The following is a 24,621-nucleotide window of genomic DNA, read 5'->3' on the forward strand; positions in this document are numbered from 1 at the left end:
AGCCCTTCATCGAGCCGCGAATTCCGGGTGCCCTGAACGGCACCCGGCATGGGAGCCGCGGTCATGACGTCAACTCTCTTACCTCTGTCGGCGGAACAGCGCGCGCAGTTGTTCAACGCGACCGGCGCGCCGTTGCGCAGGCTCCGTGTGGAGTCTTCCACGGGCATCGGCGTTGCCGTCGATCGTTACTGTGCCCGATGCCTGCTCACCGAAGACTTGCCTGGCGTGCACATCGAAGCCGACGGCATTTGCCAGGCGTGTCACGCGTTCGCCGCGCAAGCTGCGCGTGGCGACTACACGCAGCGCCGACTGCTGGACGTTGTGCAGTCCTGTCGCGGTGAAGGCACGCCGGATGCCGTAGTCGCGTATTCCGGTGGCAAGGACAGTGCGCTCACGCTGCTTCTCGCCGTGAAGGAATTGAATTTGCGCCCCATTGCCGTGCTCGTCGACAACGGCTTCATTCCCGATGAGGTCAAGGACAACGCGAAGGCCTTCTGCGCGCGCTTTGACGTCGAACTGGTGATCGAGACGATCGATATTCGTCAGGTCGCTCGGGAATCGCTCGCGTCCGACGCCGGCAAGATTCCGTGCACCTCTTGCATCGGCGGGGTGTTTGCGGCAATGGCGAAGACGTGCAGAACCTATGGTGTGCGACTCATTCTCAGCGGGCACCGATTTCCGCCGTTGGCGTATCCGGTGAGCGGATTCACCCGGCGTGAAGCCGACAACGGCTTCTTCTGTGCCTCGCCCCTGCTCGCGCGCGGACTGAGCGAGGCCGAGCAAATGCAGTGGATCCGCGACGCCGGCTGGCAACCCACCGCCATCGCCGGCAACACGTCGAACTGCAAGCTGATCGGTGTGGTTGAGCAGCATCTCTATGACGTGCAAGGATTCAATCCCCACATCTACGAGGTGTCGAAGGAGATCCGGGCCGGTTTCTACGATCGCCGCATGGGATTCGGCAAGGTCGATCGCCCGGAGATTTCCCCCGAGCACCTGCAATGGGTGCGCGAGCGACTGTCGCCGGATGTGCCGGATATGCCGGATGTGCCGGATGTGTCGGATGTGTCGGATGTGTCGGATGTGCCCGAGGTGTCGTCGCCCCACGACGACAGTGGGGCGGGCGACGCTGTCGCGCGTGAGCGGCAGCGTAACGAATCGGTCAACGCAAAGTGAGCGCCATGCATGACTCCATTATCGTGACCGACAATTTCTATCATGATCCGGCCGACGTGCGCGACTTCGCATTGAAGCAGACCTTCGCGGTGAAAGGAAACTATCCCGGCGCGCGTACCCAGGCGTTTCTTCATGACGGTGTCACGTCGGCGATCCAGGACATCGTGAAGGCCCCGATCACCTATTGGCCGACCGACACCTATAACGGCGCGTTTCAATACAGCGTGCAGCACGATATCACGTGGGTGCATGCCGACCATACGACAGTGTGGTCGGGCGTCGTCTATCTCACGCCCGACGCACCTGCCACGGCCGGAACCGCCTTCTTCCAGCATCGCGAAACCGGCTTCGATCTCTATCCGGAAGACGACGGCCAGCGGCAACGTTGCGATGCCGACGCGGCCACATGGGAGCGCTGGGAGATGACCGACCGCATCGCGAACCGGTTCAATCGCCTCATCCTGTTCCGCGGCAGACGGTTCCACGCGAGCCAGGGGCATTTCGGCAACTGCAAGGAAAACGGGCGCCTGTTCCAGACGTTTTTTTTCAACACCCAATATTGACGTTCAACCTTCCTTTCGGACGGAGGTACTTTCATGGCGGCTTCTGAACTCTTTTTCCCGGTGGGCTCGCTCGACCTGAGCGACGCACAATCGGCAGAGATCAAATCGGCATTTGGGCATGACATGGCGGCCGTGCCGCTCTATCGGGTGGTGCCGGTGTCGTCCGGCGACCGGTACGTCCCGTTGCAGGGGGTGCCGGGTTTGCCGGGGATCCTGGTGCATTACCAGGACGAAGACCCCGTGCAAGGCGGGAAGATCATTGCGTCGGTCATGGCGGAAATGGCGCGCGGACCCGACGACTCGTCTGTCTTTGCGGCACACACGAAACTGATGGCGCCGCGTGCCGGGAGCGACGCCGGCAAAAATGGTCCTCCGGCGTCGGGAAAGCGCAAGTGAGCGGCGCCGCGCGTCGTCCCGCCCCATGCTGACGTCGCCCGGCGCGATGGCGCGCGGCAACGCCGGCGGCGACCTGCTCGTGATGGTCAAGGTCGCCGAGCGATGCAACATCGACTGCAGCTATTGCTACATGTACCACGGCGTCGATCAGGGGTGGCGAGAGCGCCCGAAACGGCTGCACGCGTCCCACCTCGAGGCGCTGGCAACGCGTCTGGCGGAACATCGCAGCGCCTATCCGTCGGCGCGCATGACGCTGGAGATCCACGGCGGCGAGCCGTTGCTGCTTGGCAAAGCCCGTACCGAGCGCTTCTTCTCGGACTTGCGAAGGCGCTTGCCGGCGTCCGACCTTAGCATCATCACGCAGAGCAACGGCGTGTTGATCGATGACGACTGGCTGGATCTTTACGTACGGTACGACGCGAGCCTGGGCATCAGCTGCGATGGGCCGCCCGATATGCATGACCGGCATCGGTACGACTTCGCGCGACAGGGGACGGGCAAGCGCGTCGAGCAGGCGATTCGGCGCTGTCTATCGCATCCGGCATCGCAACGGGTATTCAACGGTGTACTGGCCGTGATCGACCCGAATCATGACCCGGTGCGCATGCTCGATTACTTTCGGTCGCTCGGGCTGACGGCCATCGACTTCCTGCTCCCGGATGCCAATTTCGCCGCGCCGCCCCGGCACGTCCAGGCCTACACGCACGCCAGGCTGCTCAGTTTCCTGTGCCGAGGCTTCGATGCCTGGCTGGCCATCGACGATCCGGACTTCAGCGTACGGATCTTCGAGACGTTCATTCGCGGTGTGCTTGGCCGTCGCTCGGAACTCGATGCCTTTGGCGGAGCGCTCGCGCCAATCGTCGTCGTGGAGAGCGATGGCAGTTATCGCTTGCTCGACGTGCTCGCCATCTGCGAGGCGGGCGCAACCCACACCGGGTTCGACCTCGCGTCGGCCCCGCTGCAGGCGTGCAGTGATTACGCGCGCACTCGCTACCCCGAGCCCCATGAGGCTTGCCTGCGGTGCGAGGCATTTGCGGCGTGCGGCGGGGGATATGTCGCGCATCGATTCGACGGACACAGTTACGACAATCCCAGCTTCTATTGCGACGCACTACTGGGCTTTTATCGCCACGTCAGGGCGCGGGTGCAGGGGGGGATGCCCCGAATGCCAGCGATGCCTGCGCGCCAATGACGGGGGGCGGCAGCGCCAGCAAAAAGGGCTGAGTCTCGTGCACTACCGGACTCAGCCCTGACGCGTTCAACGGTCCGAAAGCGCGTTCAGGAACTCGCCTTCGCCACGCGTTGTGAGAGATGCGCGAGGGCGTCGTCGACCTGATCGATGAGAATCAGGCACAGATCGCCCGGCTGCAGACGCGCTAGCGCCGTGTCGATGGCCATGAACTCGCCGTGAATCTCGTCGATATGGCTGACGCGTCGCGCGCCGACCAGGCCTTCACGCAACAGGCCGAGCACTTCGCCGTCTTCGCGGCCGCGCTGGCACTGGTCCTGATAGAGCAGTACGTCGTCGAACGCGTCGCCGAGGATCTGCGTCTGACGGCGGATATCGTCGTCACGACGGTCGCCCGCGCCCGAAATGACGACCGAACGGCGGCGCGCGGGCATCGTCTCGATGGCTTGTGCGAGGGCGGCAATGGCGTCCGGATTGTGACCATAGTCGGCAATCACGGTCGCCCCCCGGTAGTCGAACACGTTGAAGCGCCCCGGCGCGGTGCCCGCGTCGTTCACGAAGGTGGCCAGCCCGGCCCGGATCGTGGCCGGATCGAGGTTCAGTGCCCAGGCCGCGCCGATGGCCGCCATCGCGTTCTCGACCTGGAAGCCGATGGCGCCGCCACGGGTGAGCGGAATTGCCGCCATCGCGTAGCGGGTCTCGATGCCGCCCTGACACGTTACGATACTGCCGCCGTCGACATACACCACACGCTTGCCCTTGGCACGATGCGTGGCGAGGGCCGGATGCGTGGCGTCCATGGCGAAGTAGGTGACCTCTCCCGGGCAGGCGTCGGCCATGCGTGCGACCATCGGATCGGCGGCATTGAGCACGGCCATGCCATGCGGCGCCACGTTGCGCACGATCACGCTCTTGAGCACGGCAAGATCTTCCACCGTGTTGATGTACGACAGGCCCAAGTGGTCGCCCATGCCGATGTTGGTCACCACGGCCACATCGCAGCGGTCGTAGGCCAGCCCTTCACGCAGCAAGCCACCGCGCGCGGTTTCGAACACGGCGGCGTCCACGTCGGGGTGCATCAGCACGTTGCGCGCGCTGCGCGGGCCGCTGCAATCGCCGGTGTCGATACGCTGACCGCTGATATAGATGCCGTCGGTGCCGGTCATGCCCACGCGCAGCCCTTGCTGGGCGATGAGGTGGGCAATCAGGCGCACCGTGGTCGTCTTGCCGTTCGTGCCGGAGACAGCCACGAGCGGAATGCGGCCATCGTCACCGTCCGCGAACATCGTCGAGACGATGGCTTCGCCGACCGCACGGCCTTTGCCGTACGACGGCTGCAAGTGCATGCGCAGGCCCGGCGCCGCGTTGACTTCCACGATGCCGCCGGCCTGATCTTCGAACGGCTTGATGACGGTCTCGCACACGGCATCGACGCCGGCGATGTCCAGCCCCACCTGCTGCGCGGCGGCGATGGCGCGCGCGGCGATTTCCGGGTGGACGTCGTCGGTCACATCGGTGGCCGTGCCGCCGGTCGACAGGTTGGCGTTGTTGCGCAGCACGACGCGCGCGCCAGCGGCCGGCACGGAGTCGGCGTTCAACCCCTGCTTGGCGAGCGTGGCGAGTGCGATGTCGTCGAAACGAATTTTGGTGAGCGAGGTCGCGTGACCTTCGCCCCGGCGGGGGTCGGCATTGACCGTCTCGACCAACTGGCGCACGGTGTGCACGCCGTCGCCGGTCACTTGCGGCGGATCGCGGCGCGCGGCCGCAACCAGCTTGTTGCCGATCACGAGCAGACGGAAATCGTGACCCGGAATGTAGCGCTCGATGATGACGTCGCGGCTGATGTCCTGTGCGGCCTCGAACGCTTTTTCGATCTCCTCGCGCGTACGCAGGCGTACGGCCACACCTTTGCCCTGATTGCCGTCGCGCGGTTTGACGACGACCGGCGCGTCGATGTCCTGCACCAGCTTCCATGCGGCTTCGATATCGCGCACGGTGCCCCCCAGTGGCACCGGCACGCCGGCGGCATGCAGCAATGTCTTGGTCAGGTCCTTGTCCTGCGCGATCGACTCGGCCACGGCCGACGTGCGGTCGGTCTCCGCTGCCTGAATCCGGCGTTGCTTGCTGCCCCAGCCGAACTGCACCATCGAGCCTTCCGTCAGGCGGCGATACGGAATGCCGCGTACGACGGCGGCATCCACGATCGAGCCGGTCGATGGACCGAGACGCACATCTTCATCGAGATCGCGCAAGCGATACAGCGCATCGGCCAGATCGAACGGGCCGTCGTCGAGCGCGGCGTGGATCAGTTGCTGCGCCAACTCGAAGGCGAGACGCCCGACCGGCTCTTCGCTGTACTGCACCACGACCTGGAACGTGCCCGGCTCGATGGTCTGTATCGTTTGGCTGAACGTTACCGGGCAGCCTGCGGCGGCTTGCAGATGCAGCGCCGTGGTCGCGAGGGCGTCGGCCAGCGACACCGGACGCTCTTCGGCGTCGGGCGTGAGCGCGGGCAGCCCGGAAAAGCGCGCACGCAGGCGAGACTCGAATCCGGCCAGATTGCCGATCGAGTATTCCAGATCGGTGCATGTCACGATCGCCTCGATGGCGGTGTGACGGCTCCAGAGGTTGGGACCGCGCAACGCGCGGATACGGGAGACTTCCATAAATTGCAATCCCTGTCTGTCCACTTCGCGCCTCTGTATGGCGGTTGGTTGGCGAGAAAAACGACGGTGGCTTGGGTATCTGTTATCGGCCGGACAAGCGAGGGCGGCGGCTCAGGAGCTGCGCGCCGCCACTCGCGGCTGCCTTGCGCTCAGGCATCAGGCCGCCAGTGCGCGCATCGGCTGACCCATCCACTGATGCACCAGGTCGAGCATCGCGGCAGCCCCGCCTTCGTCAGCCTGCAACACGAGCAGATCGCCGCTCGCGAGCTGGGCCAGCGCCGCTTCGGCGGCCGAGCGTCGCTCACCGGCGTCGATCACCTGTACGCTGCGCTCGGCATCAATGCCCATGCGCAGTTGGGCGCGCGACTCGGCCAGCGGGCGCTTGCGCGCGACGCTCAGGTCATCGCACAGCACCACGCGCTCGAACGCCTGCGCCAGCAGCTTGCCCTCGGCTTGCAGGTCGTCGTCCATCCGGTCGACGCCGGGACCGTACACCACGATGCGCCGCTCGGCGGGCAGGGTGGCCAGTGCCGCGGCCAGCGCGGTGAGCGCCGGCGCGTTATGGGCGTCGTCGACGATGACCGTCGCACCTTGCTTTTCGAACAGCGTGAAGCGGCCCGGGGCATCCACTTGGCCGACGTCGAAGGTGCTCACGCCCGCGCGCAGGACGTCGAGTGTCACGCCCATCGACCAGGCGGCCGCAACGGCGGCGAGCACGTTCTCGATCTGGAAGCCGACGCGACCGGCATACGTCAGCGGCATATTGGCCGTCGCACCGAGCGTGATTTCCTCCGCGCCGGTGGCCAGCAGCACGTCGCCATTGCGCACGAACACCGTACGCTTGCCCGCCGCGCGATGCGCAACGATGGCGGGCAATTGCTCATCCAGCCCGAAGAAGATCACGTCGCCGTCGCACAGCTCGGCCATTTCCACGACGAGCGGATCGCGTGCGTTGAGCACGGCCACGCCGTCGGGCAGAACGACGTCGATTTGCGTGCGCAATACGCTGAACATGCGGTCGACGTCTTCGACGAAATACTGGCCCAGATGATCCGGATGATCGATGTTGGTCACGATGCCGACCTGGCAGCGGTCGTACGCGAGGCCCTCGGAGAGGATGGCGGTGTTGTCGTTCTCGAAGACGGCTGCCGTCACGCTGGCGTTCATCAGCACACGGTGCGCGGCGTCCCAGTTGGCCTGGTCGCCCGCTTGCACCCGGCGCTTGTCGAGGAACAGGCCGTCGCTGCAGGCGAGGCCGGTGCGCTCGCCCGCGAGTTGCAGCAGGTGCGTGAGCAGGCGCGCGGTCACGGTCTTGCCGTTCGTGCCGGTAATGCCGACGATCGGAATGCGCCCGGCATCGCTGTCGGGGAACAGATGGTCGACGATGGCGCGGCCGACCGGGCGCGGTGCGCCATCGGCCGGCTTCAGATGCATGAGCAGGCCCGGGCCGGCGTTGACTTCGACAATGGCGCCACGCTGTTCGACCAGCGGGCGCGAAATATCTTCCGCCACCAGATCGACACCGGCGATGTCCAGGCCCACGATGCGGGCGGCCAGCGACGCATGCGCCGCCACGCTTGGATGAATGCGGTCGGTGACATCGAACGCGACGTTGCCGTTGCGCTGGATCAGCACGCGCTTGCCCTCGGGCGGCACCGCATCGGCGTCGAAGCCCTGGCGCTTGAGTTCAAGGCGGGCCGACGAGTCAATGCGCACGCGGTTGAGCGGTTGATCTTCGGCGCTGCCCCGACGCGGGTCGCTGTTGATCTGCCGCTCGATGAGTTCCGAGACAGTGTGTTTGCCGTCGCCGACGATCGAGGCCGTCTCGCCCATCGCGGCGGCCACGACACGTCCGCCCACGACCAGCAGTCGGTGCTCCAGACCCGGCACGAAGCGCTCGACGATCACGCCGTTGCCTTCTTCGAGGGCGACCTCGAATGCCGTGGTGACTTCGTCGCGCGTGGTGAGATTGATGAACACGCCACGGCCGTGGTTGCCGTCGTAAGGCTTCACGACGACTGGCAGACCGATGTCTTCGGCGGCTTCCCACGCGTCGTCGGCGCTCTCGACCAGGCGGCCTTCCGGCACGGGCACTCCGCACGATTCGAGCAGTTGCTTGGTCAGGTCCTTGTCGCGCGAGATGCTCTCGGCGATAGCGGGGGTGCGGTCCGTCTCGGCGGTCCAGATACGGCGCGCGGCGGCGCCGTAACCCAGTTGCACCAGGTTGCCGTCGGACAGTCGGATGTGCGGGATGTCGCGGTCGTCGGCGGCATCGACGATGCACGCGGTGCTTGGGCCAAGGCAGTGCTTGTCGATCAGGCCGCGCAGGGTTTCCACGGCGGCGTCGACGTCGTACGGGCGGTCTTCGATGGCGGCCATGACCAGATCGCGGGCGGCGAACAGCGCGGCGCGGGTCACGTCTTCGTGCCAGGCCCGCACGATCACTTTATAGACGCCGGAGATCGGCGTTTCACGCGCCTTGCCGAAGCCGCCGGGCATGCCGGCGAGGTTCTGCAGTTCCAGCGTGACGTGCTCAAGGATATGGCCGGGCCAGGTGCCTTCGTGCAGGCGCTGAAGAAAGCCGCCGCGCTCGCCGATGCTGCAACGGTGCTCGACGAGGCTGGGCAGCCATGCCGACAGCCGCTCCGGGAATCCGGGGATCTTGTTGGACGGGAACTCCTCGAGTTCGCCGATATCGACCCATGCCTCAAGCACCGGCCGATATGTCCACATATTCGGGCCGCGCAGCGACAGGACATCGAAGATCTCAATGTCTTTCTTTTTCATACTCAAGGCAAATTCACGCGTCAAGGCTGGGTTCGGTGGCGCGGGCGGGGCCGCTTTCAGGCGGCGCGACCGCTCGCGCTCGTACAGTTAACTGGTTACTTAACGTAAGAATCCGTAAACGGTTGACCGTCGCAACAATATTTCCATGCTGCACTGTGTCATCGCGGAACTCCGCGCCGCAAAAAGCGTCGCTGTGGTTATACTTGCGGCAATTTCGCGGACTGACAGGGAAAGTCCGCCTCGATTTTTCCTCGTTTGCCTCGATGTCCGCCCCTTGAGGACACGTCTGCCGCAGCAATGACTGACACCCCCACTCCGACGGCACCGTCCGCCGCCCCGGCCGCCTCTTCCGAGAGCGGCTCCTGCGGCGCGTCCGGCGCTGCGTCTGCGTTATCCGCGGCCGGCCGACAGGCGGCCGCCGAGCCCTGGTACCCCGATGTCGCCGCGCAACTGGCGGACGGCGAGACCGTACTGGCCTGGCTGACGGTCGATCTCGACGCACAACTGCACTTCGCACGCGGCGTGGTCGTTGCGACCGAACACCGGATCCTCTCGCGCGAGGCGCAGCGCGATGCGCATGGGCAAACAGGCGCCGGGTCGCACTGGCGGTCGTGGCCGTATCGCGCCGACCTGTCGCTCACGCATACCGATCATGCGGGCGTGGGGGCGCTGGAGTTGTGCGACGCCCACGCGAAGCTGGCGAACTGGCGCTATACGCTGGGCCACAATCCGGCGGCGCTGACGCTGTTGGACACCGTCGTGCGCCAGCGCGACGCACGCGTGGCAGGCGACGCCGCGAGCCAGGTACCGGACGAGGTGGGCACCTGCCCGATCTGTCAGGCGGAACTGCCGCCCGGCGCCGACGAGTGTCCGCAATGCAACCCGGAAGTCGAAGCCCCACCGTCGACATGGGCATTGCTGCGCCTGTGGCGATTCGCGCGGCCGTATCGCTTCGAGTTGCTGGCTGGCTTCCTGCTCACGCTTTGTGGCACGGGCGCCACGTTGATCCCGCCGTATCTGACGATGCCGCTCATGGACAACGTGCTGATCCCGTTCCAGAACGGCAAGCCGATCGATTACCACCTGGTGGGAATTTACTTGTCGGGCCTGCTGGGCGCCGGCGTGGTGGCCTGGATTCTGGGTTGGGCGCGTACGTATCTGCTGGCCAAGGTGTCGGAGCGCATCGGTGCCGACCTGCGCACCGCAACATACTCGCATCTGCTGCGCCTCTCGCTGGAGTATTTCGGTGGCAAGCGCACGGGCGACCTGATGGCGCGCATCGGCTCGGAGAGCGACCGCATCTGCGTGTTCCTCTCGCTGCACCTGCTCGACTTCGCCACGGATGTGCTGATGATCGTCATGACGTCGGTGATCCTGGTGTCGATCAATCCGTGGCTGGCCGCGGTGACGCTGTTGCCTCTGCCGTTCATTGCCTGGCTGATCCATCTCGTGCGCGACCGGTTGCGCCATGGCTTCGAGAAGGTCGACCGGATCTGGTCGGAAATCACCAACGTGCTGGCCGATACCATTCCGGGCATTCGCGTGGTCAAGGCGTTTGCGCAGGAGAACCGCGAGGTCGCGCGCTTCAAGGAAGCCAACCGTCACAACCTCGTGGTCAACGACCGCGTGAACAAGGTCTGGTCGCTGTTCTCGCCGACGGTCACGTTCCTCACCGAGGTGGGGCTGCTGGTCGTGTGGATCTTCGGGATCTGGCAGGTCTCGAAGCATGAAATCACCGTCGGTGTGCTCACCGCGTTCCTCACCTACATCAGCCGCTTCTACACACGCCTCGATTCGATGAGCCGTATCGTGTCGGTCACGCAGAAGGCGGCGGCGGGCGCGAAGCGCATCTTCGACATCCTCGATCACGTCTCGAACGTTCCCGAGCCGGTCAACCCGGTGCATCTGAAGGAAGTGAAGGGCGCCATCGACTTGCGCGCCATCGGCTTTCGTTATGGCAACCGAGCGGTGATCCGAGGCATGGATCTGCGCATCGCGCCGGGCGAGATGATCGGTCTGGTGGGTCACAGCGGTTCCGGCAAGAGCACGCTGGTCAACCTGATCTGCCGCTTCTATGACGTGGCCGAAGGCTCGATCCAGATCGACGGGGTGGACATTCGTGCGTTGCCGGTCTCGGACTTCCGCCGCAACGTCGGTCTGGTGTTGCAGGAGCCGTTCCTGTTCTTCGGCACGATCGCCGAGAACATCGCCTACGGCAAGCCGAATGCGACGCGCGCCGAGATCGTGGCTGCGGCACGCGCGGCGCATGCACACGAGTTCATCCTGCGTCTGCCGCACGGCTACGATTCGCTCGTCGGCGAACGCGGGCAGGCGCTCTCGGGCGGCGAGCGCCAACGTATCTCTATCGCGCGCGCGCTGTTGATCGACCCGCGCATTCTGATTCTCGACGAGGCGACGTCGTCGGTCGACACCGCAACCGAGAAGGAAATCCAGAAGGCGCTCGACAACCTCGTCAAGGGCCGCACGACGATCGCCATTGCGCACCGCCTGTCGACGCTGCGCAAGGCTGACCGGTTGGTGGTGCTCGATCGCGGCAAGATCGTCGAAGTGGGCAACCACGACGCGCTGATGGCCCGCGAAGGCGCCTACTACAAGCTGTACCAGGCCCAGCAGCGCAATGTCGATACGGATCTCGACGCGGCGCTCGAGACGGCCGAGGCCGCCGCCGCAGTGGCGGCCGTGAGCGCGGCACCGGCGCAGCCGCTATCCGTCAACTGAACGTTCGCGAAGACACTCATGCAGATTGATTTCACCTTGTCGCGTAACGCGTTCGGTCGTCTGGTGCTGACCGACGCGGCGGGCATCGCCCATGAAGGCGTGGTGCCCGTGCGCGCGTTTCCGATTGCGGCGCCAGATGAGGGCCTTGCGCTCGTGAGCACCGAGGGGCGCGAGCTGGTCTGGCTCGACTCGCTCGACGTGCTGCCCGTCGCAATGCGTGCAGTATTACAGGAGGAACTCGCCACGCGTGAGTTCATGCCTGAGGTGCGGCGCATCAAGCGCGTTTCGACATATGCGACGCCCAGCACCTGGACCGTCGAGACGAACCGCGGCGAGGCCGCGTTCGTGCTGCGTGGCGAAGAGGACATTCGGCGACTGGGCGGCTCGACGTTGCTCATCACCGACAGTCACGGCATTCACTTCCTGATCCGCGACACAGGTGCGCTCGACAAGCCGAGCCGGAAGATTCTCGATCGCTTCCTCTGACACGATTCCCATGGCCAAATTTCGCCGTGCCGTCCGGCACTGGTAACATTGCGGCTTTTGCTTTTTGCGGTGATGCCAATGTGGTTCAAGAATCTTCAGTTGCACCGAATTCCTGCCGGTTGGTCCATGAGCGTCGCGCAGATGGAAGCGGCGTTGGAAAAGCACGCCTTCCGCGAAGGCGGCAGTCTCGAGATGCAAGTGCAAGGCTGGGCGCCGCCGCGTGAGGGTGGCGAACTGGTGCACAGCATCAACCGCCAGTTCCTGCTCGCCTATCGTGCCGAGAAGAAGCTGCTGCCGTCCACCGTCGTGAATCAGGTCACGCGCGCCAAAGCAGCCGAGCTGGAGGAGCAGCAAGGCTTCAAGCCGGGTCGCAAGCAGATGCGCGAACTCAAGGAGCAGGTCACCGACGAACTGCTGCCGCGTGCGTTTGGGATTCGTCGCGACACGCGCGTGTGGATCGACCCGGCCAATCGCTGGCTCGTGATCGACGCCGCATCGCCCGCGAAGGCCGACGAAGTGCGCAGCCTGGTGCTCAAGACGCTCGATATCACGCTCGAGAACGTGGAACTCAACGAGGCGCCCGTCGCGGTGATGACGTCGTGGCTCGCGGGCAACGAGGCGCCGGGCGGCTTCAGCGTCGATCAGGACGTGGAACTGCGCTCGAATACCGACGAGAAGGCGGCGGTGCGCTATGTGCGTCACCCGCTCGACGGGGCCGATGTCCGTCAGCACATCGAGGCCGGCAAGCGCTGCACCAAGCTGGCGATGACGTGGAACGACCGTATCTCCTTCGTGCTGACCGATGCGTTCGTCATCAAGCGTGTCACGCCGCTCGACATCATCAAGGATGCCGCCGACCCGACCGCTGAAGGTGAAGCCGAGAAGTTCGACGCCGACGTCGCGCTCATGACCGGCGAACTCGCCCGCATGCTCGACGATCTTATCGAGGCGGTAGGCGGGGAGCGTCAGATGGACAAGGCGGCCTGACGCACATTTGTCTGTCGTCGCGGCAACGCGAACGCCGCGATGGCCCGAAAGGGCGTCGCGGCGTTTTTTCGTTGAGCGCGCTAACCGGTTACGGCAGCGTCGGTGCCGCCGGCTCCTGCAGGTAGACACCCAGCGACAGCGCTTGCTTGACCTGGCGCGTGCCTTCGTCAACGCAGACCTCTTGTTCGCCTGCCTCGATGGCGTCGTACGCCTGACGCACCACATCGGACGGGGCGATCTTGTCGGTGTCGAATCCGCGCGTGAGGTCGGTATCGATATAGCCCGCGTGCAAACCGACGACTTGGGTATTCTGGGCCTGCAGTGCCTTGCGCAAGCCGTTGGTCAGGGACCAGGCCGCGGACTTCGTGATCGAGTATTCGGGGAGCACGTCCGAGCTGATCCAGCTCACGATCGACAGAACGTTGAGCAGCGCGCCGCCGCCATTGCGCCCCAAGGCAGGGGCGAACGCCTGCGTCATGCCGAGCACGCCGAACAGGTTCGTCTCAAGCGTCTCGCGCAGCATTCCGACAGCGCCGGGCGCGGTCAGCCCTTCGGTGAGGCGTGCAATCCCGGCATTGTTGATGAGCAGCGTGACGTCGCCCGCCAGGTTCGCCGCAGCCGCCACGTCGTCCGGGTTGTTGACGTCGAGCTTGACCGGGATGACGCCCGGCAGCGTAACTTTCGACGGATCGCGTGAACCGGCGTAGACCTTCTTCGCGCCGCGTTCAAGCGCGTGTTGCGCAAACGCCAGTCCCAGGCCACGGTTGGCACCCGTTACGAATACGACAGCATCTTTGAGCTTCATTTCAGTACTCCAGTCAGGAAATCGGACCACGCCAGTCATGTGAACGGCGCGAAGGTTGGGCTATACTGCATGACAATGGTGATTGCAATCGTCATGATGAGGCATTGTGCCGGCGGTGGCGTCGATATGTCAATGGTGATCGTAATTGTCTTTTTCGATCGCTGCGATAGGGCGATGTGACGAACAAGCGTTGGAGGGAGCACGGAATGGGCATTTCAAGAGAGCAGGCTGCGGAAAACCGCGAGGCGATTATCGGGGCCGCCGAGCGGCTATTTCGTGAGCACGGTGTGGATGCCGTGGGACTGACGGCGCTGATGAAGGAGGCGGGATTCACTCAGGGGGGGTTCTACAACCACTTCAAGTCGAAAGACGCCCTGGTGGCGGCCGTGATGTCGCGTGCGGTGGCGGCCGGTGAGGGCATGCTGACGGATGCCGAAGCGTATCTGTCGGCGGCACACCGGGACGACGTCGCATGCGGCTGTCCGATGGCCGGATTTGCGGGAGATGCGCCGCGCATCGGCGACCAGGCGCAGGCGTGCTACGCGAAGGGGCTGGCAGCGATGATCGGCCGGATGACGACAGCCGGCATCGAGCGGGGGTTGAGTCCGGCCCAGGCGAGCCGGACCGCGATGGCACGTTTTGCCCAGATGGTGGGCACGCTCGTGCTGTCGCGTGCGGTGGTGACGGCGGATCCGGTGCTCTCCGAGGCGTTGCTGGCCGCTGGACGCGAAGCGCTCGGCGCGCGCAATACTGACAGCGACGGCTGAACGCGGCGCGCGGAGCGTCCTGTCAGACGGGAGGCGCGATACGCCTCAGCGCTACGACCAGCGCCATGTGGCGCGCAACCGATCGCGCAGGAAGTCGACGAAGGCTCGCGTGCGCGGTGCGAGATGCCGGCTGTGCGGATAGACGGCATGCAGCGGCGACGCAGGAATTTGCAGCCAGGGCAATACACGCTCGAGACGCCCCGCCTTGATATCGTCACCCACGTCCCAGATGGATTTCTGTGTGATGCCCGCGCCATGCAGCGCCAATTCATGGGCGGTATCCCCGTCGTCGACGACATAGGTATCACGGACCTGGATACGCAACATTTCGGATTGCCACACGAATCGCCAGTCGCCGTGCGGGGCATTGCCGAACAGGATGCAGTCGTGCTGTTGCAAGTCGCCGGCATCCTGCGGCGTGCCGCGCCGCGCCAGATAGTCCGGCGACGCGACCAGCACGCGGTAATTCGGGGCCAGTTCCTGCGCGACGAGACTGGAGTCGGGCAGGGTGCCGACGCGGATGGCCACGTCGATGCCATGCGCGACCAGATCGACCCATAGGTCGCTCAGCTCGAGATGCACCCTCAGGTCCGGATGCCGTTCGCGAAACGCCACGAGCAGCGGAGCAAGGTGACGACGGCCGAAGGCGCGTGGCGCGGTGATGCGAAGCACGCCACCGACGGTGCCCGCCTGTCGCGTCATCAGCCGCTCGGTCTCGGCAATCTCCGCGAGGATTCGCTGGCAGCACACGTGAAAGATTTGTCCTTCGTCCGTGAGCGCCTGTTTGCGGGTGGTGCGGTTGAGCAGGCGAACACCAAGGCGCTGCTCGAGCAGCCCGAGTCGCTTGCTCACGACGGCAAGCGACAACCCCATCTCGCGAGCGGCGGCCGACATGCTGCCCGTGGCAACGACCCGGTCGAATAAGGTGAGATCCAGCGTCTGGTCGATCATCCCAGGGATATTCTCAATAAATTGGAGAGAGTCATTCAGTTTTTCATGGGATTATCGTTTCGTGCGATGAGTATCACAATAGCCTCGTGACGTTGAGTGCCCGGTGTTGGATGTGCCGTCAGCGGCCGGCCATCGGCGGGTCTCACGTTTGCTCCCTCGTTCCGATCGCTTTCAGGAGTCTCATCATGTTCAATTTCGAAGGTCAGCGTGTATTGGTCATCGGCGGCAGCTCAGGCATCGGCCGTGCCGCAGCCCAGGCGTTTGCCAAGGCCGGCGCGGCCGTAACCATTGCTTCGCGCAATCAGGCGAAGCTCGACGACGCGCTCGCCTCGCTCGGCACGACCGCCCGCGCCCTGGTGCTCGACACCGGTGACGCTGCCGCCGTCGAACGGTGCTTCGCCAATCACGCCCCGTGGCAGCACGTGGTTGTCTCGGCTGCGCAAACCCCGACCGGGCAAGTGCGCAAACTCTCGCTGGAAGACGCGCATGCCGCCGTTGACAGTAAGTTCTGGGGCACCTACCACGTGGCGCGGTATGCGCGCATTGAAGACGGGGGCTCGCTCACGCTGACATCGGGCTATTTGAGCGTGCGGCCGAATACGGCGTCGGTGGTGCAGGGGGCAATCAACGCGGCCATCGAGGCGCTGGGGCGCGGGCTGGCGCTGGAGCTGTCGCCGGTGCGTGTGAATACGGTGTCGCCGGGGCTGACGGTCACGCCGCTGTGGGACAAGCTGGCCGAGGCCGATCGCGAGGCGATGTATCGCAACGCGGCGGAGCGTTTGCCGGCGCGCCGCGTGGTCGCTGCCGAGGACGTGGCCAACACGATTCTTTATCTGGCAGGCACACCAAGTGCAACGGGCTCGACCGTGTTGATCGACGCGGGCGGTGCGATCGCCTGACGCCGCGCATCCTTGCGACACATCTCCTATCTCTGCCTTTAGAGATATTGGGGTCGAGTCGTGGGTGGGATGCTGCATCGCAGCAACCTCCCGGTCCAACGACGTCGAAGTCTTTGATGTAACGCAAACGCGGTATACCCGGATCACTTTCGGGTACCTATTTCGATAGGGATTGCCTAGAATGAAGGCGTGCCATCCCGCCATGTCGAAGTTAGGAGGCCGCTATGTTGACAGGGAGTTTGATTGCAATGTTGGTGATCGTGCTGGTCGTCGGCGCGGCTGTCGCCTGGCTTGTCGATCGCAACTGGTGTCGTGAGCATCCGGGGGCGCGGCCTACTGGGCGGCGCCACACGCGGGACGTCCGACACGGCTGATTCGTGCTGGTATCGCGGGGGGACACCTCCCCGCACAATGAAAAGCCCGCCTTCCGGCGGGCTTTTGCGTACTACGGACACCTCAACAGCAGGCTGGGCGCTCAGGCAACGGCCTGAAGGACATACTTGCCCTGGACGGTCAGTCGCGGGGACTTCTCACCCGACGCCAACTCTTCCCATTCGATCAATTTGCTTTCAAGCAACGATTCGAGGTCCGGGCGATTATGCTCCACTTGCTCAGGAGCGTCCTTGACCAGCATCAGGGTGGCAAATTCATGATGACTCAGCATCGTCGTCTCCCGGTTTGCGGTTCCACAGGGGGGGTCCCTCGTCAGGGACTTTAAGGATAGGTCACGAATATGGCACTTGCGCGACAAAATTCGCACTTTCGATGCTGCTTCGCAGCACGTCCCTGACGGGACTTTTCCACTGGCACTATAGGCTTTCTCCATGACATTGGAATGTCAGTCGCGACGCGTGCGGCGCAGTCGAAAAGGTCTGTCAACGAGGTGAGTTGCTGCGATGCAATAATGATGCGAATCCGGTAAATCATGGGCATCATCCATTCTTTTGCGGTTTGCGGGGCACCAAGGGACGGTAGAATGGCCCAATTTGCCAGCAATTCGCGCTCAAGAACCTGACATGCCGCAAAAGAAAACGCCGTACTTCGAGTTACGCAGCGGTGCTGTTGACACCCTGCATTTCGTTGTCAAGACACCGCAACTGGACACGCTGCGCACCGAACTGGCGCAGCGTTTCGAAGCGACCCCGGAGTTTTTTGCCGGCGATACGGTCGCCATCGACGTAAGGCGTCTGGCCGGTGACGAGCGAGTTGCCGTGCCCGCCTTGGCCGAAATGCTGTCCGAATTTCGCATGAAGCCAATCGGTGTGGTCGCCAACACGGAGCAAACCGACTGGGCGGTGGTGGACGGTCTGCCGCGGTTGGACAGCCATGAGCGGCGCATGTCGCGCGCGCCCCGGGACAGCGAGGCGCCGGCCGAGGGCGCCGAGGCGGTTGCCGCGCCGGGTCAGGCCGCAACGGTATCGGCGCCGGTGGTGCCTGAGGCCGCTGCCGTCCCCTCGACCATCATCGACAAGCCCTTGCGTTCGGGCCAGCAGGTCTACGCGAAGGGCGATCTGATCATCCTCGATCTGGTCAGTTACGGGGCCGAGGTGATCGCGGAAGGTAATATCCACATTTATGCACCGCTGCGGGGGCGGGCGCTGGCAGGCGTGAAGGGCAAGCTCGATGCGCGCATCTTCTGTACCTGCCTGGAGCCCGAGCTGATTTCCATCGCCGGTATTTATCGGACCGGCGAATATGCACTGCCGCCTGATGTGCAGGGGCGTTCGGTGCAGGTGCGGCTGGTAGACGACAAACTGATTTTCGAGCCCCTCGGGCTCAAATGATTCGTAGCTAAATTCATCCTCAAGTTTGGGAAGGCATCGACAGATGGCAAAAGTGATTGTGGTGACCTCTGGCAAGGGTGGCGTCGGCAAGACGACGACCAGCGCCAGCTTTTCCGCCGGCCTCGCCTTGCAGGGGCACAAGACGGCAGTCATCGATTTCGACGTCGGCCTGCGCAATCTCGACCTCATCATGGGTTGCGAGCGCCGCGTCGTGTACGACCTGATCAACGTGATCCAGGGCGAAGCGAACCTCAATCAGGCGCTCATCAAGGACAAGTCCTGCGAGAACCTGTTCATCCTTCCGGCGTCGCAGACGCGCGACAAGGATGCCCTCACGCAAGCCGGCGTCGAGAAGGTCATCAAGGACCTGGCCGGTATGGGTTTCGAATACATCGTGTGCGATTCGCCGGCGGGTATCGAATCGGGCGCGCTGCTCGCCATGCACTTCGCCGACGAGGCGCTGGTGGTGACGAACCCCGAGGTGTCGTCGGTGCGCGATTCGGACCGCATTCTGGGCATTCTCTCGTCGAAGACGAAACGCGCCATCGAAGGCAGCGAACCGATCAAGGAGCACCTGCTCATCACGCGTTACAACCCGAAGCGCGTCAACGACGGCCAGATGCTGTCGCTCGAGGACATTCAGGAAATCCTGCGAATCAAGCTCATCGGCGTGATTCCGGAATCGGAGTCGGTGTTGCACGCCTCGAACCAGGGCACGCCGGCGATTCATCTCGACGGCACCGACGTGGCTAGCGCGTATCGCGACGTGGTGAGCCGTTTCAAGGGCGAAGACAAGCCAATGCGCTTTACCGACTATCAAAAGCCGGGGCTGTTGCAGCGCATTTTCGGCTCGAAGTAAGGAGCGCCCGCCCATGTCCTTCCTGTCTTTCCTCCTGGGGGAGAAGAAAAAGACCGCCGCCGTTGCCAAAGAGCGCCTGCAGATCATTCTGGCGCACGAACGCGCGGGCTCGTCGCCGCCGGCGGATTACCTGCCGGCATTGCAACGCGAGTTGGTCGCCGTCATCTCCAAGTACGTCAAGATCGCACAAGACGACATCAAGGTCAGTGTCGAGCATCAGGACAACCTGGAAGTGCTCGAAGTGAAGATCGAACTGCCGCAGACCTGAACGGTCCTGGCAGGCCGGCGTCATCGCGCCATTGTGGATGCCGGCACATGATGTGCCCATGGGCGCAAGCCCGCCGCCTCACTTACGGGGTGGCGGGCTTGCGCCGTTCAATTGTCGTGCCACCGTCAGCAGCGGGCGACTCGCCGGTGCCGGTCGTCGCCGACGTCGGTAGCGCCATCAAAACTTGTAATCGGGATTCTTCGGGTCGAACGTCATGTCGGTCCACGATGCCTTGCGCACCTTCTCAAAGCGCATTTCCTCGACTTTTTCTCCCGCCGCGTCCCACGCTTCGATGCCGCGCGGCCGTCCGGTCGTCAAGTCGAGCAGCACGCGCGACTTGTACGCGTAATGCTGCGGCGGGCCGGCGGGGGCATCCCACTCCAGTGCGAGCACGCGCACGCCATTCCATTCGGATACCGAAATTCTTGCGGGTGTCTCGGGAAGTCCGGCTGCTCGGAAGCTGCGCCCGTCGTGCGCGATCTGCTCCGCAATGAACGCGAAGCCGAGATCGCGCACGGTGTGGTTGGATTGTGAACGCGCGAGCGTGCCGTCGATGCGGCTCCAGATCGATGCGAAGCCGAAAATGCCGCCGAGATGGCCATACATCTCCTTGGGCCTTTTCGTCTCGTCGTAGAGGATTTCCTGCCCCGCGTGGGCGCCGTCGGGCAGCCATTTCGCATAGATCTGGAGTGGCGTCTCGCGAATCTTCACGAGCATGCGGTCGGGCGTGGTCTGCCACTGGTCGTTGATGCGCTCGTGGCGCGTCAACTGGTACTGGTATTCGGGCAACGCGGCCGACTCGGCTTTCAGGAACCGGACGAGCGCGTCGGCCTGAATCACCCGCATGCGGGCGACGATGCGCTCGTCGCTCAGCTTCGCCAACTCGCCGCTCTTGATCGTGCGCGACAACCACTGGGCTTGTGCGGCGGCCGGCATCGCCGCCAGGTTTACGACCTCGGCATCCGTTGAAGTGGCGTCTCCCGTCGCATGGCCCGCGGCCGGCACGACAGGGGCGGCGGATGTGGCCGACGCGGCTTGCGCGCTCGCCGCAGGGCGGGGTTGGGCGAGCGCATTCGATGCACGCTGCGCGTTGGCAACGTGCGTCATGGGCAGCAGGGCGAGCGCGAGGGCAACGGCGCTGACGCGACTGGCCGGGGTGGCACGAAAGGCGTGGTGCTTGGACATGTGATTCGTCTCCCTCACTCGTTACCCTGGGGTTCGCGCAGCTCACGCCGCAGGATCTTGCCGACGGTGGTCTTGGGCAGTTCACCCTGACGGAACTCGACGATGCGCGGCACCTTGTAGGCGGTCAGGTGTTCGCGGCAATGCGCGAGCAGGGTGTCCGTGTTCAACTGCGAATCCTTTGCGACGACCACGAGCTTCACGCGCTCGCCGGCAACCGGGTCCGGCACGCCGACCACGGCCGCCTCCCGAACGCCCGGGTGGAGCATCACGACGTCCTCGATCTCGTTCGGGTAGACGTTGAAGCCCGACACGAGAATCATGTCCTTCTTGCGGTCGATGAGCCGCACGTAACCGCGCGCGTCCATCACCCCGACGTCGCCGGTCATCAACCAGCCGTCGGCGTCGAACGTCTTGGCGGTGTCGTCCGGGCGCTGCCAATAGCCGCGCATGACCTGTGGCCCACGCACGCACAGCTCTCCCGGCTCGCCGAGGTCAGCCCACGTGCCGTCCTCGCGCTTGAAGCGCACGTCCGTCGATGGGGCGGGCAGGCCGATGGAGCCGGTGAAATCGACGTCGTCCATGTGCGCGAGATCGACCGGGTTCATCGTGACGATCGGCGAGCATTCGGTGAGGCCGTAGCCCTCGATGATCGGCTTGCCGGTGACCTGCTTCCACCGCTCGGCAATGGCGCGTTGTGTGGCCATCCCGCCGGCAAGCGAGAGTTTCAGCCGGGAAAAGTCGCGGGCACGGAAGTCCTCGTTCTCAAGCAGGCCGTTGAACAACGTGTTCACCCCCGTGACGCCGGTGAATGTCTCGTTGCGGATGATGTAGACGACCTTCTTCACATCACGCGGGTTGGCGATCAGGATGTTGCGCCCGCCCAGGCTCATGAACACCAGGCAGTTCACCGTGAGCGAAAGAACGTGATACATCGGCAGCAGCGACAGGTTCACCTCGATGTCGCCGTCGAGTTGTCCCGCGGCCCAGGCCTCGGTCTGCAACAGGTTGGCCAGCACGTTCCCGTGCGAGAGCATGGCCCCCTTGGCCACGCCGGTCGTCCCGCCCGTGTACTGAAGGAAGGCGAGGTCGTCGCGCGTGAGCGGCACGGGTGCGCGCGTGCGCCTTGCGCCTTCGGCGAGCGCCCGGCGCAGCGGGATCGCCTGCGGCAGATCGTAGGGCGGCACCTGCTTCGCGATCCGTCGCATGAGGAGGTTGACGAGGCGTCCCTTGACGTTCGCGCCACTGCCGAGCAAGTCGCCGATCTGGGTAACGAGCACATCGCGCACATCGGTGCCCGGGATCGCGTCCTGCACGGTTTTCGCAAAGTTCTCGAACGCGACGATCGTGCGCGCGCCGCTGTCCTGCAATTGATGTTTCAACTCCCGAACGGTATAGAGCGGATTGACGTTGACGACCACGGCCCCGGTAATGAGCGTGCCGAACAGGCAGATCGGGTACTGGAAGCAATTGGGCATCATGAGCGCGACGCGGTCGCCTTTGCGCACGCCGTGCGCCTGCAGCCACGCGGCGAAGGCCTGCGCGTGACGGGCGACCTCGGCATACGTGATTTCGCTTCCCAGGCTCACGAACGCGATGCGTTCCCGGTACTTGCCGATCCATTCGTCGAACGCCTGCACGAGCGATGTGTAGCGTGTGACGTCGATGTCGGCGGGAACGCCGGGGGGATAGGCGTCGAGCCACACGCGTTCGTGCTGAACCGCTGGGTCCATGGTTGTCTCCCTTGATATCGTTGTGCACGGACACCCGAGGTCGAGCGGTTCCTCTTTGGAAACAACTCGCCTTCTGCGGTGGGGCCGTGCGTGTGACTGCCCCTGTAACGTCTGCTGCGTTATCGTTCCAGCATGGCGACCACGCCTTGTCCGCCGGCCGCGCAAATCGAGATGAGGCCGCGTCCGCCGCCACGCTCGGCGAGCTGTTTGGCGAGGGTGGCAAGAAGGCGGGCGCCAGTCGCCGCGAATGGGTGCCCGCAAGCCAGCGAACTGCCGTTCATGTTCAACCGCTGCCGGTCGATGCTGCCCAGCGGCGTGGCGCGTCCCAGCCTGTCGCGGCAGTACTGCGAGTCTTCCCACGCCTTCAATGTGCAAAGCACCTGCGCGGCGAACGCCTCGTGGATTTCGTAGAAATCGAAGTCCTGCAGCGAGAGGCCAGCCTGGGCGAGCAGGCGCGGCACGGCATAGGCGGGCGCCATGAGCAGGCCTTCGCGCCGGGTCTCGTCGGGATGGAAGAAGTCGACCGCCGCCGTTTGCGAGTACGTCAGATAGGCGAGTACCGGGATGTCGTGTGCGCGTGCCCAGTCCTCGCTCGCAAGCAGTACGCACGAGGCGCCGTCCGTCAGTGGGGTGGAATTGCCCGCCGTTAGCGTGCCGGTTGCGGTGCGGTCGAACACTGGCTTCAGGCCGCTCAATGCCTCCAGCGTGACGTCGGGGCGCAGGTTGTTGTCGCGGTGCAGCCCACGAAACGGCGTCATCAGATCGAGAAAGAAACCGCGGTCGTACGCTGCAGCCAGGTGTCGATGGCTCGCGAGCGTGAGTTCATCCTGTGCGGCGCGCTCGATTTGCCAGCGCTTGGCCATCTGCTCGCAATGTTCCCCCATCGACAGGCCGGTGCGCGGTTCGCCGATACGCGGCAACGCCGGTTTGAACAACATGCCGGGACGCGCTTTCGCGAGCGCACCGAGCTTGCCGCCCGGGCTGCGCTGGCGGTTGGCCTCCAGCAGAATCTTGCGCAGTGTCTCGTTCACGGCGATGGGGGCGTCCGACGCCGTGTCGACCCCGCCGGCGATCGCCACATCGATCTGGCCGAGTGCGATCTTGTTGCCGGTCAGGATCGCCGCCTCCAGGCCCGTGCCGCACGCTTGCTGGACATCGTAGGCCGGCGTTTGCGGGGCAAGCGTTGTCGACAGGACGGATTCGCGCGTCAGATTGAAGTCGCGCGCGTGTTTGAGAACGGCCCCGGCGGCGACTTCCCCCAGGCACTGGTCGTGCAGCGCGAACCGGTCGACGAGGCCTTGGATCGCTGCGGTGAGCATGTCCTGATTCGACGCCGTGGCATACGCCGTGTTCGAGCGCGCAAACGGGATGCGGTTGCCACCAAGGATCGCAACGCGGCGCAGGGCGGGGGCGGGTGCGGTAGGTTTGAAGGCGCTCATGACAGGTCCGGATCCAGGCAAGAAGGCGGCGCCGTCGGGGCGCACTGCCAGCGCCCGCGCAGATGCGGTACCGTCCCCGCTGCGTCGCGCAGTTCGAAGGCGCCGCTGCGAGGCTCGCGCCAGAGAGTGACCTCGCCCGGCAGCGGCAGGGGCCTTTTGAACTCGACGCGCAGATCGAGCGACGGCACGTCGGCGGGCAATACCGCGGCAAGGCTCCGGGCGAAGCTCCACATGCCGTGGATGATGGGGCGAGGGAAGCCGAACAGCCTGGCCGTGATCGGCCAGAGATGGATCGGGTTGTAATCGCCGGATACGCGCGCGTACTGACGGCCGAGGTCGCCCGGCACGTGCCATGCCGCGCTCTTGGCCAGCGACGGATCGGCGCTCAGCGCGGCCCGATACGGCGCGCCGAGCGGGGCACGCACACCGGTGCGCAGGTAACCACTCTCCCCCGTCCACACAACCACCCCGTTGCGTCGCGCCGTGGTGAGCACCGTGAACACTTGCCCCTTGTCGTGCGCGAACAGCGGGCCGCAGCGGACGTCGAGGTCGAGCCGCTCGCCGGGCGCGAGCGCCGCGTGCTGGCGAATGCGATTGTCCAGATGCACCATGCCGAGCATGGCGAACGGGAAGGTCCGGTCGGTCATGAGCAGCATGTGCAGCGGGAAGGCGAGCAGATGCGGCCACGTCGGCGGCACACCCTGTGACGCAGTGAAGCCGCACAGGCGCGCATAGCGGGCGATGTCACCCGCATCGAGCAAGACGTTGCGTCGCGCGAATGCCAGCGATGGGAGCGGCTCTGCCCGCGCCGGTTTGCGCGACGACAGCAGTGCCCGCACAAAGAGCGGGAGCGGGGAGGGCAGGCGTGTAACGTCGCGCGGGGCGGGCTCGGCGGCCGGCGGCGACGCCTTGCCGGACGGATTGCGAGGGCGGTCGTTGGGCATG

General features: G+C 64.8%; 21 protein-coding genes. 12 read left to right on the top strand and 9 right to left on the bottom strand.

Annotation, left to right across the window (positions count from 1 at the left end; translation table 11 throughout):
• Positions 1 to 63 precede the first annotated feature (63 nt).
• The 4 genes from PTE31013_RS13110 to PTE31013_RS13125 are packed head-to-tail and all read left to right on the top strand — an operon-like array spanning position 64 to position 3,327.
• Positions 64 to 1,176 (top strand): adenine nucleotide alpha hydrolase family protein, encoded by a 1,113-nt coding sequence (locus tag PTE31013_RS13110; protein ID WP_246174441.1) that lies wholly within the window; start codon positions 64 to 66, stop codon positions 1,174 to 1,176.
• A gap of 5 nt (positions 1,177 to 1,181) precedes the next feature.
• The gene (locus PTE31013_RS13115; protein ID WP_150613226.1) at positions 1,182 to 1,739 is read left to right on the top strand and encodes a DUF6445 family protein; all 558 of its coding nucleotides are present in this window, start codon (positions 1,182 to 1,184) and stop codon (positions 1,737 to 1,739) included.
• A 33-nt stretch (positions 1,740 to 1,772) separates the two neighbouring features.
• On the top strand, positions 1,773 to 2,135 hold the full coding sequence (locus PTE31013_RS13120; RefSeq protein WP_150613227.1) for a hypothetical protein: 363 nt from the start codon (positions 1,773 to 1,775) through the stop codon (positions 2,133 to 2,135).
• Between the two features lie 25 nt (positions 2,136 to 2,160).
• Complete coding sequence (locus PTE31013_RS13125) at positions 2,161 to 3,327, top strand: radical SAM protein (protein ID WP_150613228.1); 1,167 nt, start codon at positions 2,161 to 2,163, stop codon at positions 3,325 to 3,327.
• A gap of 86 nt (positions 3,328 to 3,413) precedes the next feature.
• Here PTE31013_RS13125 and cphA (PTE31013_RS13130) read toward each other — a convergent pair whose 3' ends face one another.
• Entirely contained in the window at positions 3,414 to 5,990 is a 2,577-nt protein-coding gene (cphA, locus tag PTE31013_RS13130) for a cyanophycin synthetase (RefSeq protein WP_150613229.1), read from the bottom strand.
• 156 nt (positions 5,991 to 6,146) lie between these two features.
• Complete coding sequence (cphA, locus tag PTE31013_RS13135) at positions 6,147 to 8,777, bottom strand: cyanophycin synthetase (RefSeq protein WP_150613230.1); 2,631 nt, start codon at positions 8,775 to 8,777, stop codon at positions 6,147 to 6,149.
• Positions 8,778 to 9,074: 297 nt separating this feature from the next.
• Here cphA (PTE31013_RS13135) and PTE31013_RS13140 point away from each other — a divergent pair, with 297 nt between their 5' ends.
• From PTE31013_RS13140 to PTE31013_RS13150, 3 genes are all read left to right on the top strand, one after another.
• Positions 9,075 to 11,516: a cyanophycin metabolism-associated ABC transporter gene (locus PTE31013_RS13140; RefSeq protein ID WP_150613231.1), complete on the top strand. Its 2,442-nt coding sequence runs from the start codon at positions 9,075 to 9,077 to the stop codon at positions 11,514 to 11,516.
• A gap of 18 nt (positions 11,517 to 11,534) precedes the next feature.
• Positions 11,535 to 12,002 carry a cyanophycin metabolism-associated DUF1854 family protein gene (locus PTE31013_RS13145; protein WP_150613232.1) on the top strand — a complete coding sequence of 156 codons (468 nt, stop codon included), beginning with the start codon at positions 11,535 to 11,537 and terminating at the stop codon, positions 12,000 to 12,002.
• Positions 12,003 to 12,080: 78 nt separating this feature from the next.
• Positions 12,081 to 12,989 (top strand): recombination-associated protein RdgC, encoded by a 909-nt coding sequence (locus PTE31013_RS13150; RefSeq protein WP_150613233.1) that lies wholly within the window; start codon positions 12,081 to 12,083, stop codon positions 12,987 to 12,989.
• An 88-nt stretch (positions 12,990 to 13,077) separates the two neighbouring features.
• Here PTE31013_RS13150 and PTE31013_RS13155 read toward each other — a convergent pair whose 3' ends face one another.
• Complete coding sequence (locus PTE31013_RS13155; RefSeq protein ID WP_150613234.1) at positions 13,078 to 13,794, bottom strand: SDR family oxidoreductase; 717 nt, start codon at positions 13,792 to 13,794, stop codon at positions 13,078 to 13,080.
• Positions 13,795 to 14,000: 206 nt separating this feature from the next.
• On the opposite strand from PTE31013_RS13155, the gene PTE31013_RS13160 reads away from it, so the two are divergent.
• Positions 14,001 to 14,561 carry a TetR/AcrR family transcriptional regulator gene (locus PTE31013_RS13160; RefSeq protein WP_150613235.1) on the top strand — a complete coding sequence of 187 codons (561 nt, stop codon included), beginning with the start codon at positions 14,001 to 14,003 and terminating at the stop codon, positions 14,559 to 14,561.
• A gap of 51 nt (positions 14,562 to 14,612) precedes the next feature.
• On the opposite strand, the gene PTE31013_RS13165 is transcribed toward PTE31013_RS13160, so the two are convergent.
• On the bottom strand, positions 14,613 to 15,512 hold the full coding sequence (locus PTE31013_RS13165) for a LysR family transcriptional regulator (RefSeq protein ID WP_150613236.1): 900 nt from the start codon (positions 15,510 to 15,512) through the stop codon (positions 14,613 to 14,615).
• A gap of 185 nt (positions 15,513 to 15,697) precedes the next feature.
• On the opposite strand from PTE31013_RS13165, the gene PTE31013_RS13170 reads away from it, so the two are divergent.
• On the top strand, positions 15,698 to 16,411 hold the full coding sequence (locus PTE31013_RS13170; protein WP_150613237.1) for an SDR family oxidoreductase: 714 nt from the start codon (positions 15,698 to 15,700) through the stop codon (positions 16,409 to 16,411).
• 475 nt (positions 16,412 to 16,886) lie between these two features.
• On the opposite strand, the gene PTE31013_RS13175 is transcribed toward PTE31013_RS13170, so the two are convergent.
• Positions 16,887 to 17,075, bottom strand: coding sequence for a hypothetical protein (locus PTE31013_RS13175; protein ID WP_010808105.1), 189 nt, complete (start codon positions 17,073 to 17,075; stop codon positions 16,887 to 16,889).
• Between the two features lie 352 nt (positions 17,076 to 17,427).
• Here PTE31013_RS13175 and minC point away from each other — a divergent pair, with 352 nt between their 5' ends.
• From minC to minE, 3 genes are read left to right on the top strand one after another with little or no spacing between them, the layout of a single operon-like run.
• Positions 17,428 to 18,195 (top strand): septum site-determining protein MinC, encoded by a 768-nt coding sequence (gene minC, locus PTE31013_RS13180; protein WP_150613238.1) that lies wholly within the window; start codon positions 17,428 to 17,430, stop codon positions 18,193 to 18,195.
• 43 nt (positions 18,196 to 18,238) lie between these two features.
• Complete coding sequence (gene minD / locus PTE31013_RS13185; RefSeq protein WP_150613239.1) at positions 18,239 to 19,054, top strand: septum site-determining protein MinD; 816 nt, start codon at positions 18,239 to 18,241, stop codon at positions 19,052 to 19,054.
• A 13-nt stretch (positions 19,055 to 19,067) separates the two neighbouring features.
• The gene (gene minE / locus PTE31013_RS13190) at positions 19,068 to 19,322 is read left to right on the top strand and encodes a cell division topological specificity factor MinE (RefSeq protein ID WP_010808102.1); all 255 of its coding nucleotides are present in this window, start codon (positions 19,068 to 19,070) and stop codon (positions 19,320 to 19,322) included.
• A 177-nt stretch (positions 19,323 to 19,499) separates the two neighbouring features.
• On the opposite strand, the gene PTE31013_RS13195 is transcribed toward minE, so the two are convergent.
• The 4 genes from PTE31013_RS13195 to PTE31013_RS13210 all read right to left on the bottom strand — a co-directional run bounded on the left by PTE31013_RS13195 (position 19,500) and on the right by PTE31013_RS13210 (position 24,620).
• Positions 19,500 to 20,507: a DUF1571 domain-containing protein gene (locus tag PTE31013_RS13195; RefSeq protein WP_150613240.1), complete on the bottom strand. Its 1,008-nt coding sequence runs from the start codon at positions 20,505 to 20,507 to the stop codon at positions 19,500 to 19,502.
• A gap of 14 nt (positions 20,508 to 20,521) precedes the next feature.
• Positions 20,522 to 22,237 carry an AMP-binding protein gene (locus PTE31013_RS13200; RefSeq protein WP_150613241.1) on the bottom strand — a complete coding sequence of 572 codons (1,716 nt, stop codon included), beginning with the start codon at positions 22,235 to 22,237 and terminating at the stop codon, positions 20,522 to 20,524.
• A 119-nt stretch (positions 22,238 to 22,356) separates the two neighbouring features.
• A complete protein-coding gene (locus PTE31013_RS13205; protein WP_150613242.1) occupies positions 22,357 to 23,676 on the bottom strand; it encodes an acetyl-CoA C-acetyltransferase in 1,320 nt (439 codons plus the stop codon).
• Entirely contained in the window at positions 23,673 to 24,620 is a 948-nt protein-coding gene (locus PTE31013_RS13210) for a MaoC/PaaZ C-terminal domain-containing protein (RefSeq protein WP_150613243.1), read from the bottom strand. The genes PTE31013_RS13205 and PTE31013_RS13210 overlap by 4 nt, the downstream gene beginning before the upstream one ends.
• Position 24,621: the final 1 nt, after the last annotated feature.

Origin of the sequence: Pandoraea terrigena (assembly GCF_902459705.1) — a bacterium.
In the GTDB taxonomy this organism is placed as follows: domain Bacteria; phylum Pseudomonadota; class Gammaproteobacteria; order Burkholderiales; family Burkholderiaceae; genus Pandoraea; species Pandoraea terrigena.